The 13,265-nt window shown below is 52.2% G+C and carries 16 protein-coding genes and 1 other annotated feature; of the genes, 3 read left to right on the top strand and 13 right to left on the bottom strand.

Features of this window, described 5'->3' with window-relative positions; all coding sequences use genetic code 11:
• Positions 1–170: 170 nt before the first annotated feature.
• The 3 genes from ppsR (at position 171) to hemP (ending at position 2,538) form a co-directional block, all read left to right on the top strand.
• Entirely contained in the window at positions 171–1,004 is an 834-nt protein-coding gene (gene ppsR, locus M1D91_RS09800) for a posphoenolpyruvate synthetase regulatory kinase/phosphorylase PpsR (RefSeq protein WP_437430406.1), read from the top strand.
• Positions 1,005–1,155: 151 nt separating this feature from the next.
• The gene (gene aroH, locus M1D91_RS09795) at positions 1,156–2,199 is read left to right on the top strand and encodes a 3-deoxy-7-phosphoheptulonate synthase AroH (protein ID WP_437430405.1); all 1,044 of its coding nucleotides are present in this window, start codon (positions 1,156–1,158) and stop codon (positions 2,197–2,199) included.
• Between the two features lie 141 nt (positions 2,200–2,340).
• Positions 2,341–2,538 carry a hemin uptake protein HemP gene (gene hemP, locus M1D91_RS09790; protein WP_437430404.1) on the top strand — a complete coding sequence of 66 codons (198 nt, stop codon included), beginning with the start codon at positions 2,341–2,343 and terminating at the stop codon, positions 2,536–2,538.
• A gap of 3 nt (positions 2,539–2,541) precedes the next feature.
• Here the strand turns inward: hemP and selO are convergent, their stop codons facing one another.
• The 13 genes from selO to infC form a co-directional block, all read right to left on the bottom strand.
• Positions 2,542–3,984 (bottom strand): protein adenylyltransferase SelO, encoded by a 1,443-nt coding sequence (gene selO, locus M1D91_RS09785; protein ID WP_437430403.1) that lies wholly within the window; start codon positions 3,982–3,984, stop codon positions 2,542–2,544.
• Positions 3,985–4,042: 58 nt separating this feature from the next.
• A complete protein-coding gene (locus M1D91_RS09780) occupies positions 4,043–4,756 on the bottom strand; it encodes an EAL domain-containing protein (protein WP_437430402.1) in 714 nt (237 codons plus the stop codon).
• 325 nt (positions 4,757–5,081) lie between these two features.
• Positions 5,082–5,546, bottom strand: coding sequence for a C40 family peptidase (locus tag M1D91_RS09775; RefSeq protein ID WP_437430401.1), 465 nt, complete (start codon positions 5,544–5,546; stop codon positions 5,082–5,084).
• A gap of 75 nt (positions 5,547–5,621) precedes the next feature.
• Positions 5,622–6,371, bottom strand: coding sequence for a vitamin B12 ABC transporter ATP-binding protein BtuD (gene btuD, locus M1D91_RS09770; RefSeq protein WP_437430554.1), 750 nt, complete (start codon positions 6,369–6,371; stop codon positions 5,622–5,624).
• Complete coding sequence (locus M1D91_RS09765; protein WP_437430400.1) at positions 6,368–6,919, bottom strand: glutathione peroxidase; 552 nt, start codon at positions 6,917–6,919, stop codon at positions 6,368–6,370. Before M1D91_RS09765 ends, btuD begins: the two co-directional genes overlap by 4 nt.
• A gap of 34 nt (positions 6,920–6,953) precedes the next feature.
• Positions 6,954–7,940, bottom strand: a complete 987-nt coding sequence (btuC, locus tag M1D91_RS09760; RefSeq protein ID WP_437430399.1) for a vitamin B12 ABC transporter permease BtuC — start codon at positions 7,938–7,940, stop codon at positions 6,954–6,956.
• A gap of 100 nt (positions 7,941–8,040) precedes the next feature.
• Positions 8,041–8,340, bottom strand: a complete 300-nt coding sequence (gene ihfA / locus M1D91_RS09755; RefSeq protein WP_001229266.1) for an integration host factor subunit alpha — start codon at positions 8,338–8,340, stop codon at positions 8,041–8,043.
• A 4-nt stretch (positions 8,341–8,344) separates the two neighbouring features.
• Positions 8,345–10,732, bottom strand: coding sequence for a phenylalanine--tRNA ligase subunit beta (gene pheT / locus M1D91_RS09750; RefSeq protein ID WP_437430398.1), 2,388 nt, complete (start codon positions 10,730–10,732; stop codon positions 8,345–8,347).
• A gap of 15 nt (positions 10,733–10,747) precedes the next feature.
• A complete protein-coding gene (gene pheS / locus M1D91_RS09745; RefSeq protein ID WP_437430397.1) occupies positions 10,748–11,731 on the bottom strand; it encodes a phenylalanine--tRNA ligase subunit alpha in 984 nt (327 codons plus the stop codon).
• Between the two features lie 51 nt (positions 11,732–11,782).
• Positions 11,783–11,906: a sequence feature (Phe leader region), on the bottom strand.
• The gene (gene pheM, locus M1D91_RS09740) at positions 11,857–11,901 is read right to left on the bottom strand and encodes a pheST operon leader peptide PheM (protein ID WP_001386830.1); all 45 of its coding nucleotides are present in this window, start codon (positions 11,899–11,901) and stop codon (positions 11,857–11,859) included. It overlaps the preceding feature by 45 nt.
• A 117-nt stretch (positions 11,907–12,023) precedes the next feature.
• Positions 12,024–12,380 carry a 50S ribosomal protein L20 gene (gene rplT / locus M1D91_RS09735; RefSeq protein WP_032617738.1) on the bottom strand — a complete coding sequence of 119 codons (357 nt, stop codon included), beginning with the start codon at positions 12,378–12,380 and terminating at the stop codon, positions 12,024–12,026.
• A gap of 50 nt (positions 12,381–12,430) precedes the next feature.
• Positions 12,431–12,628, bottom strand: a complete 198-nt coding sequence (gene rpmI / locus M1D91_RS09730) for a 50S ribosomal protein L35 (protein WP_001124225.1) — start codon at positions 12,626–12,628, stop codon at positions 12,431–12,433.
• 94 nt (positions 12,629–12,722) lie between these two features.
• A complete protein-coding gene (infC, locus tag M1D91_RS09725; RefSeq protein ID WP_437430553.1) occupies positions 12,723–13,265 on the bottom strand; it encodes a translation initiation factor IF-3 in 543 nt (180 codons plus the stop codon).

Below are 13,265 nucleotides of genomic sequence, written 5' to 3'. Positions count from 1 at the left end.
TCGCGGCGATAAAACCATTCTCTTGTTAAGCCCTTAATAAAAATGAACTATCCTTTTCATTAAAAATAAAAATAGCGTTTCATTTTAAAAATAGAAAAAAGTCTCTACGCAGATACCGGACTTTAATTTATGCTTTTAGCTCATCCTCATGACAACCAGGTAGGGTAAAAATGGACAGTACGGTAGACAGGCACGTGTTTTATATTTCTGATGGAACCGCTATCACCGCCGAAGTATTAGGCCATGCCGTCATGTCGCAATTCCCGGTTGCTATAAACAGCATCACACTCCCGTTCGTGGAGAATGAAAGCCGCGCCAGAGCTGTCAAGGAACAGATAGATGCCATCTATCAGCAATCCGGTATCCGTCCACTGGTCTTTTATTCGATTGTTCTTCCCGAGATCCGCACCATTATTTTACAGAGCGAGGGTTTTTGTCAGGATATCGTTCAGGCACTGGTTGCGCCTTTGCAACAAGAATTAAAACTCGACCCGACCCCAATTGCGCACCGGACGCATGGGTTAAATCCAGGGAACCTCATTAAATACGATGCGCGTATTGCCGCCATTGATTATACCCTTGCGCATGACGACGGTATTTCGTTGCGCAACCTCGATCAGGCCCAGGTGATTTTGTTAGGTGTTTCGCGCTGTGGTAAAACACCCACCAGCCTTTATCTGGCGATGCAATTTGGTATTCGGGCAGCGAATTATCCCTTTATTGCCGATGACATGGATAATTTGGTGTTACCCCCTTCCCTGAAACCGCTTCAGCATAAATTATTTGGTCTGACCATTAATCCCGAACGTTTAGCCGCTATCCGCGAAGAGCGACGTGAGAACAGCCGTTATGCCTCTCTTCGCCAGTGCCGCATGGAGGTGACCGAGGTAGAAGCGCTTTATCGAAAAAATCAGATCCCCTGTCTGAACAGTACCAATTACTCCGTAGAGGAGATGGCCACCAAAATTCTCGACATTATGGGTCTCAGTCGCCGCATGTACTAACAGGCTAGTACATGAGTAATGTTTTTGTTATCATGCGCTACCTGAATGTGATGCCCCTCACAACCTGCTATTGAATTCAGCAGGGATTGGTTTAAGGTGTGGCATCGCCTCCGGCATTTGGCCGTATGAGCAAAAAATTTTGAGAATTTCGATGAACAGAACCGATGAACTCCGCACGGCGCGCATGGAAAGCCTGGTGACCCCGGCGGAACTGGCGCAACGTCACCCCGTTACCCTGGAGGTAGCGGAGCATGTCACGCAGTCACGACGCCGTATTGAAAAAATCCTTAATGGTGAAGACAAACGTTTACTGGTGGTAATAGGCCCCTGCTCCATCCACGATCCTGATGCCGCCATGGATTACGCACGCCGGCTCCAAACCGCGCGTGAAAACTATGGCGAGCATCTTGAAATCGTCATGCGTACCTATTTTGAAAAACCGCGCACGGTTGTGGGCTGGAAGGGGCTGATTTCCGATCCGGATCTCAACGGCAGTTATCGCGTGAATCATGGTATTGAACTCGCGCGCCGACTTTTGCTGGACGTGAATGAGTTGGGTGTGCCGACGGCAACGGAATTCCTGGATATGGTCACCGGGCAATTTATTGCCGATTTGATAAGCTGGGGCGCCATTGGCGCGCGCACCACGGAAAGCCAGATTCACCGTGAGATGGCCTCCGCCCTCTCCTGCCCGGTAGGCTTTAAGAACGGAACGGACGGCAATACCCGCATCGCAGTCGACGCCATTCGCGCCTCCCGTGCCAGCCATATGTTTTTATCGCCTGATAAATCAGGACAGATGACCATCTACCAGACCAGTGGCAACCCGTACGGCCACATCATTATGCGCGGGGGTAAACGTCCCAATTATTATGCTGAAGATATTGCCAGCGCGTGTGAAACGTTGCGAGAGTTCATGCTCCCTGAGCAACTGGTCATCGACTTTAGTCATGGCAACTGCCAGAAACAGCATCGTCGCCAGATGGAGGTGTGTGATGACATCTGTCAGCAGATCCGCGCGGGCTCCACGGCTATCGCGGGCGTGATGGTGGAGAGTTTTCTCCAGGAAGGGACACAAAAAATTCTCCCCGGTCAGCCTCTGACTTACGGTCAGTCTATCACTGACCCTTGCCTGAACTGGGAAGACAGCGAAACGCTGTTAGCACGGCTGGCCGCAGCTGTCGCTACCCGTTAGTCCCCTTTCCGCCTGCCAGCCGCCTGGCAGGCGTTTCGTACCTGTCGACTAACCTCATCATTTCTTTGAATAATACTTGCTGATACGCAGCGAATTTCTGATAATGATTATCAATTCAACTTGACTCTCATTGCAATGATTATGGTGAACAGGGAAAAAAATGCTGCTCAGGCTGAGCAACCTTCTGTCGGAACAAACCCCGCCAGCATTTTGCCAGAGGATCGTCGCATCACAAGCCAGGCGTTGCTCGGCGAGGAGGCACGCATCGTTATCATTCATCAGGGTCAGGAGTACCTGCTGCGCCAGACGCAGGCAGGTAAACTGATCCTTACGAAATGATGTTCAACTTGAACAACTCACCTCAAGTCGCTTGCCCCAGTCAGGGGGACGTTTGCTGTAATCATCGTCCCGCTCGCGGTAAGGTTCACGTAATATCGCATGCAGGCGATGCAGCTCGTCGGTATCACCCTGTTCGGCCTGCTCAATAGCGCGCTGCGCCAGCCAGTTGCGTAACACGACCGCCGGGTTAACGCTTTGCATCGCCTGTTGACGTTGCGCATCATCAATCTGTTCTTCCTGCAAACGCAGACGATAGCGGCCATACCAGTTGTCAAAAGCCTCGCGATCGATAAACTCATCCCGCAGCGGCGAACGGAGCTCCTGCTGGTTAACGTGGCTTAACAGACGGAAGGTACGCGTGTAATCGCTTCCTTCGCGGGCCATCAGCGCAAAGAGTTCGCTTAACAGGTCATTGTCAGCTTTCTGCCGGGTAAAGAAACCGAGTTTCTCGCGCATTAACCTTCCGTATTCGGTTAACAGCACCTGCTGGTAGCCATCCAGCGCCGTATTAAGCGCATCGACACTGATAAAAGGCGAAAGCGTCTGCGCGAGACGCTGCAAGTTCCAGAGGGCTATCGTCGGTTGATTTTCAAAGCTATAGCGCCCCTGATAATCGGAATGGTTACAAATAAAGTCAGGCTTATAGTCATCAAGGAAGCCAAAGGGGCCATAATCCATTGTCAGACCGAGAATCGACATGTTGTCGGTATTCATTACCCCGTGGGCAAAACCGACGGCCTGCCAGTGGGCAATAAGCTGTGCGGTACGTTTGATGACGTCGTTAAACCAGAGCACATACCGGTCAGCCTCGTCCTGTAAATGTGACCAGTGATGACGGATAACAAAATCCGCAAGCTTACGGACCTGTTGCGGTTCACGCCGATAATAGAAATGCTCGAAATGACCGAAGCGAACGTGGCTTGGGGCAATACGCATCATCATCGCGCCAGCCTCGGTACGCTCTCGCTGTACCGGGGTGTCACTGGTTACCACAGACAACGCTCTGGTGGTCGGGATCCCCAGCGCATGCATCGCTTCAGAGGCCAGACTTTCACGCAGCGTCGAACGCAGAACGGCGCGGCCATCGCCCATGCGCGAATAGGGCGTAAGCCCGGCTCCCTTCAGATGCCAGTCCAGGGTTGTGCCGTCCGCAAGCTGTTGCTCACCCAGCAGAATGCCGCGCCCGTCACCCAACTGACCGGCCCAGACGCCAAACTGGTGTCCGCTATAGACCTGAGCAAGGGGGGACATCCCGGGCAGTAGCACCTCTCCACCCCAGACGCCCGCTCCGCGGGTGGGTTCAAACAGCGACGGCGCGAGGCCCATTGCTTGCGCCAGGGGGGCGTTATGCCAGATTAACCGGGCATTGTGCAGTGGCGTGGGTGAAAGCGCGGTATAAAATTCTGGCAGTTCATCGTGCCAGCGGGAAATAAAAGACAGGGTCATGGTTCCTCCTGTCTTTTATTGTAGTATGTTTAATGAATGTTAAACAGCGGTTACTTTTTTACACATGCACCAGCGTAGTAATCATCGGCACGGATACCGCAGGCCACAGATTCCCCTGCATCGCACCAAACTGATAGGGTGCGACCCGCTTCAGGGTTTTCTCATCATCAATACCTGCAATCATGACGGTGCGGCAGTACGGCGCAATTTGCGAGACAATAGCGCGCATAAACGGCTCAAAAGAACGGGAGGTGAGCCGTTGATGAACAAAATTTTTATCCAGCATGACCCGCTTAAAAAGACCATCAAAAATGGCTTTTGAGGTGATATTCCCCGCACCATAATTCGTCAGCACCACCGGATAACGTTCACAGAGCTGTGCAAGTTCCGGATTGTCACGCCCGTGGTTTAAACCGGGAAAACTTTCATTGATGCACAGTTCAAGAAAAGGAAGCCTTGCAATGGTTGCGGCGAGGTCTTCATCACTGATAAGCGCGGTCACGATTTCAGGCGAGAGGGTTATCCATGCGGTTAATTGATGCTGGATAAAGAACAGTTTGCAGGATTCAGCCAGCGCCAGCTGCTCTTTGAATAATGTCAGTGCATCCGCGGCACTCAGACGCGGTAAAATGAGTTCTGCAGGTGCCCGGACGTTGCTCGACACCCCAACAAAATTGACAATTATCTCAAGCCCCACCAGCATGCCAAAGCCGCTACGGGCAGGCAGAAAGGAGAGTTCTGAGCAATATGTGTCATCTAACGATACGATCATTGCGCCAGCCCTGCATTGTGAGTGATATCCGGCATTGAAAACCTAATGCGAATACACTCAACGTAGTTAATTTCAATAAGCCAGGCTTCATGATTTTCCATCATTCTCTTCACACTTCCCTACGACTTTCGTCAGCTTATCCTGACTATATTGTTCCTGCCATCGCCATTCGTCTGAGAACGAGCCACTTTTCGCTAACCGATAGTTAAATAAGAAATCATGGAGGAATGATGGATTTTACACGCAACGGCAACCTGAATTTGCGTTTAGTCAGGGTTGCTAAGGCGGGCGAGGCACCCGCCTTAGCAACCCTGCCAGGAAGGAGTTATATGCGACGTGCCTGCCAGAAATTTTTACGCCAGTAAACGTTGTTCAGCGATGACCGTATTACGCCCTGGCTTGTTGAGGCGTGAATAAAGGCATTATCGGTATCGTAGATGCCCACATGCAGGCCGTTTTCGCCCGAGCCCGTTTTGAAGAACACTAAATCCCCGGGTAATAAGTCGTCTTTATCTATACGCGTCCCCACATCCGCCTGCGAACGAGTATCCCGTGGCAATACCAGATCGAATTTATCACGGAAAGTCATCATCACGAACCCGGAACAGTCCACCCCGTTACGACTCATCCCCCCATAACGGTAAGGCGTTCCGCGCCAGTCACGAAGCTGATCGTTTAACCCTGCGATAACCGTAATAGCGTCTGAAAGCCGTGCGTTAGGTGGCGGGGCGCGATGGCTGCTACAGCCAGCAAGAATTAACGTCGCCACCAGAACAAACCAGATGCGCATTCTGGGAAACCTCTTTTATTGTTATGCGGGAATAATTTAGCGCGTGAATCAACGATCCTGCAAGTCCGGATGAGCTTATACCTCCGGGATGAGCATTCTGTGCCCCGCCATGTCGAGCCGACGAAACGGAATGCCATATGCGCGGGACAGATTTTGCGGTGTCATTACGCTGTCCCTCTCCCCTGCCGCTAGTAAGGTTCCCGCGCAGAGAAGCCAGGTCTGGTGAGCCTGTCGCAACGTGTGGTTAAGATCATGGCTGCTCATAATGACCGTTATCCCGTCGTGAGTCAGCTCACGTAAGAGATGATCCAGTGCCGCCTGTTGCGCAACGTCAAGACTGTTCATTGGCTCATCCAGCAGCAGTAGTTGACCGTCAGGATTGGCGGCCGGGTGGATTTGCAGTATGACCGCAGCCAGACGAACCCGCTGCCACTCCCCGCCGGAAAGTTGATTTACCGTCCGTCCGAGTTTGTCCTCAAGACCCAGCCTACAGGCAATGCGGGTGCTCAGTTCGCCCTGGGCATTGCCGTGCTGGTGCAAAGAAAGATAGTGCCAGACAGGCATGGCGAACGGCGGTATCTGCTGTTGCGCCAGATAGGCGCGCTGACGTGCAAGCTGGGGGGCATCAAAGGTTTTGATATCTGTGCCGTTAAAAAAGATCTCCCCCTTACCCACGGTGATCCCGGCCATCCGTGCCAGCAAGGTGCTCTTTCCTGCGCCGTTAGGGCCGACAAGGTGCAACATTTCCCCTGTAGAGACCGAGGCCGTTACCGGCCCCAGCCTGCCTGCATCCTCAACGTTGTGAAGTTGCAGTATTGCCATTATTTAGCCAGTGCCAGTTTGATTGCTTCCATCAGAATAGGATCTTCCGGCGTCATATCCGGTGAGAAACGCTGCACCACCTGACCATCACGCCCGATGAGGAATTTTTCGAAATTCCACAAAATATCATCCGGATAGAGCGGCGCACGGCCTTTGCTCGCCATACGTTCATAAAATCCGCTCTCTTCAGGTGCGACGGCTTTCGGTGCCGCGGCAATCAGTTTGCTGTAGAGCGGGTGACGGTTTTCACCGTTAACATCAATTTTGGCCGACAAGGGGAAGGTCACGCCATAAGTCGTGCTGCAGAAGGTTTTAATCTCCTCTTCGCTGCCAGGTTCCTGGCCAAGGAACTGATTGCACGGGAAGCCCAGCACGCTAAAGCCATCTTTTTCCCACGCCTTGTGGATATTTTCCAGTTGCTCATATTGCGGTGTCAGCCCGCATTTTGAGGCGACATTGACGATAAGCAGCACTTTACCGCGATACTGTTCCAGCGAAATGTTTTCGCCATCAATCGTTGTGATCTCTGTGTTCAGAATATCCTGGTGCATAGCATCCTCTCAGTTAAAAGACAGGTTTCGGATCTTATCGCCCGACCCTGGACATTAATAATAGCCAGATAAAAACAGGTGCGCCCAGCGTTGCCGTCACGACGCCAACGGGTAATTCTGCGGCGCTGAGCGCCAGGCGGGCCACAATATCCGCAAAGAGCAGGGCTATCCCCCCCGCCAGTGCGCCCGCAGGCAACAGCACCCGGTGATCCGTCAGGCCACAGAGTCGCAGAATATGGGGAATCACCAAACCAATAAAACCGATGGAACCAGCAAGCGCAACGCTCACGCCGACCAGCCAGCCGGTCGCCACAACCAGTAAATTACGCCACAGCCATACTGGCAAACCCAGCTGTCGGGCCGATGTTTCACCCAGTGCCAGCATATTTAATGGTCGGGACTGAAAACAGACCCACATCATGACGGGCAGCAAAGCCAGCATCAACCAGCTTTGTCGCCAGTCAACGCCGCCAAATCCTCCCATCATCCAGTACATCAACTGGCGCAGATCAAAGGATGTTGAAAAGTAAATAGCCCAGGTCATTAGTGCACTGCAGATGATGCCTAACGCCACTCCCGCCAGTAGCAAGCGACTGGTAGAGAGCTGACGCCTGGCAAACCGGAGCAAAATGAGGGTCACAATCAGCGCACCGGCGATGGCGCACATTCCCAACGACCAGTCCGGAAGTATTCCGTTTCCGAGTAACACTGCGGCGATTAACCCTACGCCAGCGCCATTAGAGACACCGAGTAGCCCCGGCTCGGCGAGGGGGTTATCGAATAAAGCCTGCATGATGGCACCTGAGAGTGCCAGCGCCGCGCCCACCAGCATGACGGCGAGCGTTCGTGGTAAGCGTATTTGTCCGACAAACAGGCGACCATTGGCGTTGAGCCACTCTCCGGGCGCTATCCACTGGTCGCCGGCGCACAGACTTATCATCATGGTCAGCAGCAGTAGCAGCGCAAGGGCTGCCAGCCATCGTCCATTGCGCTGTCGCTGGCGTTGAGCGTAGTTCTGCATGGTTTGTCGTCAGCCAATCGTGAAGGTCATTGATTTTAAAGATAATAGAATAAGCAGGAAAGAAAAAAGGCCGCATAGCGGCCTTTTTAGTTAGATCAGATTACTCTTCTTTAGGCGAAGCGTTTTCGACACGGCTTTTTAACTTCTGGCCGGGTCTGAAGGTCACCACACGCCGCGCTGTAATGGGAATATCCTCGCCCGTTTTCGGGTTACGACCCGGGCGTTGATTCTTATCACGCAGATCGAAGTTACCAAAACCGGAGAGTTTTACCTGCTCACCGTTTTCAAGAGCGCGACGGATCTCTTCGAAAAACAGCTCTACCAGTTCTTTGGCATCCCGCTTGCTAAGCCCTAGCTTATCAAACAGATATTCTGACATTTCAGCTTTTGTAAGCGCCATAGGTTCAATCCCTCAATGATGCCTGGAATCGCTCTTTTAATGCCTCTACACATCTGGCAACGGTAGCGGCAATCTCCTCTTCTTCGAGTGTACGGCTGGTATCCTGAAGGATCAGGCTGATGGCAAGGCTCTTATACCCTTCCGCAACACCCTTACCGCGGTACACGTCAAATAAGTTTACGCCAACTACCTGATTTACGCCAACTTTCTTACATTCATTCAAAATATCCGCCGCAGGAACATTTTCAGCCACTACAACGGCAATATCACGGCGGTTAGCCGGGAAGCGTGAAATGTCCTGAGCCTGAGGAATCACGCGGTCTGCGACCTTGTTCCATAACAGTTCAAACACTAGCGTGCGACCATTGAGATCCAGTTTACGTTCAAGCTCCGGATGCACCACGCCGATGAAACCAACGTATTCATCTTTCAGATAAATCTCGGCGGATTGGCCAGGATGAAGCGCAGGGTTCCCGGCTTTGCGGAATTCAATGGCTGAGAGCTTACCGGTCAGATCGAGTAAGGACTCCAGGTCACCTTTCAGATCAAAGAAATCAACGCTACCTTTCGCCAGATCCCAGTGTTCTTCGTAGCGGTTGCCGCAAATCGCGCCAGCCAGCATCACGTCCTGACGAATACCCAGCGGAGCCTGGGTGTCCGGTACGAAGCGCAGACCGGTTTCAAAAATGCGTACCCGGCTCTGTTGACGATTCTGGTTGTAGACAACAGTGCCCAGCAGTCCGGTCAATAAAGAGAGACGCATTGCAGACATTTCACTGGAAATCGGGCTTGGCAGGATCAGTGCTTCTTCACCCGGGTGGATCCACTGCTGAACTTTCGGATCCACGAAGCTGTAGGTGATCACTTCCTGGTAACCCTTATCGTTGAGCAGCGTTTTAACGCGCTTGAGCGACAGGTCCGCTTCACGGTGAGAGCCCATTACCAGACCCGCCTGAACCGGCGCATCCGGAATGTTGTTGTAGCCGTACAGACGGGCAACTTCTTCCACCAGGTCTTCTTCGATTTCCATATCAAAACGCCAGCCAGGGGCGACAGCCAGCCACTCATCCTGGCCTTCGGTAACCTCGCAGCCCAGACGCGTGAGAATGTCGCTCACCAGGTCATCGGCAATATGATGGCCAATCAGACGATCCAGTTTGCTGCGGCGCAGGCGAATGGTCGCACGTTCTGGCAGCGTAGCTTCGTTGGTGACATCGATAATCGGACCCGGCTCACCGCCACAGATATCCATCAGCAGACGGGTTGCGCGCTCCATTGCTTTATACTGCAGCTGCGGATCCACACCACGCTCGTAACGATGAGAGGCGTCCGTGTGAAGGCCGTGGCGACGCGCACGGCCAGTAATGGAGAGCGGGCTGAAGAATGCGCACTCAAGCAGCACGTTCTCGGTTTCATCGTTGACGCCTGAATGCTCGCCACCGAAAATACCGCCCATTGCCAGCGCTTTGTTATGATCGGCAATCACCAGCGTATCGGATTTCAGTTTCGCTTGTGTGCCGTCCAGCAGCACCAGCGTTTCGCCCTCCTGCGCCATACGAACGACAATGCCGCCTTCAATGCGATCTTTATCGAAGGCATGCATCGGCTGACCCAGTTCAAGCAACACGAAATTGGTCACGTCAACCACGGCATCGATGGAACGGATGCCGCAACGACGCAGCTTCTCTTTCATCCACAGCGGGGTCGGTGCTTTGACATTGATACCTTTTACCACGCGGCCTAAATAGCGCGGGCAGGCTTCAGTGGCCTCAACGCGGATCGGGAAAGTCTCCGTGAGCGTTGCGGGTACCGGGGTGATTTCAGGCGCAACCAGCGGCAACTTGTTCAGGGCGGCCACATCCCGGGCAATCCCGATAATACCCAGGCAATCTGCGCGGTTTGGCGTCACACTGATTTCAATCGTGTTGTCGTCAAGCTTCAGGTATTCACGAATATCGGTGCCAATGGGCGCATCAGCAGGCAGTTCAATAATCCCGCTGTGATCGTCGGAAATACCCAGCTCCGAGAACGAACAAAGCATCCCTTCTGAGGGCTCGCCACGCAGTTTCGCCGCTTTGATTTTGAAATCACCCGGCAGCACGGCACCGATGGTCGCGACGGCCACTTTCAGACCCTGACGGCAGTTTGGCGCGCCACACACGATATCCAGCAGACGTTCTCCGCCCACATTGACTTTCGTCACGCGCAGTTTGTCAGCATTAGGGTGCTGACCACATTCAACCACTTCCCCCACGACCACGCCATTAAAGGCACCAGCAACAGGTTCAACGCCATCGACTTCGAGGCCAGCCATGGTGATCTGATCCGAAAGCGCTTCGCTATCGACAGCCGGGTTTACCCACTCGCGTAACCACAGTTCACTAAATTTCATTATTCTGTCCTGCCCTTATTTAAACTGTTTGAGGAAACGCAAATCGTTTTCGAAGAAGGCGCGTAAATCGGTTACGCCGTAACGCAACATGGTCAGGCGTTCCATCCCCATGCCGAACGCAAAACCGGAGTAAACTTCTGGATCGATGCCGACGTTGCGCAACACGTTGGGGTGCACCATACCGCAGCCCAGGACTTCAAGCCATTTGCCGTTTTTGCCCATTACGTCGACTTCAGCAGAAGGTTCCGTGAACGGGAAGTAGGAGGGACGGAAGCGAATCTGCAGATCTTCTTCAAAGAAGTTGCTCAAAAAATCGTGCAGCGTGCCCTTCAGGTTGGTAAAGCTGATGTTGGTATCAACAATCAGGCCTTCCATCTGGTGGAACATCGGCGTGTGCGTCTGATCGTAATCGTTACGATAAACGCGACCCGGCGCGATAATGCGAATCGGCGGCTGTTTGTCTTTCATGGTACGGATTTGCACACCGGACGTCTGCGTACGCAGCAGGCGGGTCGCATCAAACCAGAAAGTGTCATGATCGGCACGCGCAGGATGGTGACCGGGAATATTCAGCGCATCGAAGTTATGGTAGTCATCTTCGATTTCCGGGCCTGTCGCCACGGTAAAGCCAAGCTCACCAAAGAAGTGTTCAATACGGTCAATAGTGCGGGTTACCGGGTGTAAACCGCCATTTTCAATACGACGGCCCGGCAGGGAAACGTCAATAGTTTCTGCAGCCAGACGGGCATTCAGCGCGGCGTTTTCTAAATCGTATTTGCGCGCATTTAATGCCTGTTGAACCTGCTCTTTCGCGTCATTAATCACCGCTCCGGCAGCCGGGCGCTCTTCTGGCGGCAGCTCACGCAGGGTGGTCATCTGAAGGGTCAAATGCCCTTTCTTACCCAGATATTCAACGCGTACGTTATCTAACGTGGCGACATCTGAGGCATCATTAATGGCTGCCCGTGCACTGGCAACCAGCTCTGCGAGATGTGACATAATTTTCCTCGTTATGTCCTTGTTATTGGACTTTTTACTTAAAATTCGGACACAAAAAAAGCCTCCTGTTGGAGGCTTTTGGCGTTAATTTTCCGTTTCTTCTCTCACGCTCTCGCCTCCTGGATTCAGGTGCTAAAGTAAAAAAAGAAGCGGAAAATAGCAGCATTCATGCTTGCGTTACCTTGTCTGATAAAGACCGGGAAACCTTATTGAAAAGGCACACCGAATAAATGTCAATGTAATGATAGTGTGGAACGAAAAAGAGGGAGACAAGCTCCCTCTTTTAACTGGCTTATGCCAGTGCTGCTTTCGCTTTTTCGACCAGAGCGGTGAACGCTACTTTGTCGAATACGGCGATGTCAGCCAGAATCTTACGGTCGATTTCAACAGAGGCTTTTTTCAGGCCGTTGATGAATTTGCTGTAAGAAATACCGTTCTGACGTGCTGCTGCGTTGATACGCGCAATCCACAGTTGACGGAACTGACGTTTACGTTGACGACGGTCACGGTAAGCGTACTGACCTGCTTTGATAACAGCCTGGAAGGCAACGCGGTATACGCGAGAACGCGCACCGTAGTAGCCTTTAGCTTGTTTCAAAATTTTCTTGTGACGTGCACGGGCAACTACACCACGTTTTACGCGAGCCATATGTGCTCTCCTGTATCTATTCTAATTAAAAAGTTAAAAGGTTAAACGACTTATGCGTACGGCAGGCACGCGATTACCAGGCCCAGATCGCCTTTGGAAACCATGGCTTTCGGACGCAGGTGACGTTTACGCTTGGTAGCTTTTTTGGTCAGAATGTGACGCAGGTTAGCGTGCTTGTGCTTAAAACCACCTTTACCGGTTTTTTTGAAGCGCTTAGCAGCACCGCGTACGGTCTTAATTTTTGGCATTTTAATAACTTCCACTTCGCATTGTTAATAAACGAAACAAAGGCGAGCAAATCCTGCGAAGCTATCGCTTCACAGGAATCGCTACTTGAAGGCCTTACTGTTTCTTCTTAGGAGCGAGCACCATGATCATCTGGCGGCCTTCGATCTTCGATGGGAAGGATTCGACCACTGCCAGTTCACTCAGATCGTCACGGACGCGATTAAGCACTTCCATACCGATCTGCTGGTGAGCCATCTCACGACCGCGGAAACGCAGCGTGATCTTAGCTTTATCACCCTCTTCCAGAAAGCGTACCAGGCTGCGGAGTTTTACCTGGTAGTCGCCATCGTCGGTGCCAGGTCGGAATTTGATTTCCTTGACCTGAATAACTTTTTGTTTTTTCTTCTGTTCCTTAGAAGACTTACTCTTTTCATAAAGGAACTTGCCGTAGTCCATGATACGACAAACTGGCGGTTCGGCGTTAGGGCTGATCTCAACTAAATCTACTCCGGCTTCTTCAGCCTTTTCGATAGCTTCTCTCAGACTCACAATACCCAGCTGCTCGCCTTCCAGACCCGTTAAGCGAACTTCCTGGGCGCGAATCTCGCCATTGATACGATTCGGACGTGCCGTTTGAACTCGTTTTCCGCCTTTAAT

The organism is Enterobacter sp. SA197, assembly GCF_054131575.1.
Note: the sequence above shows the minus strand (reverse complement) of the source record. Positions and strands in the feature narration are given on the sequence as shown.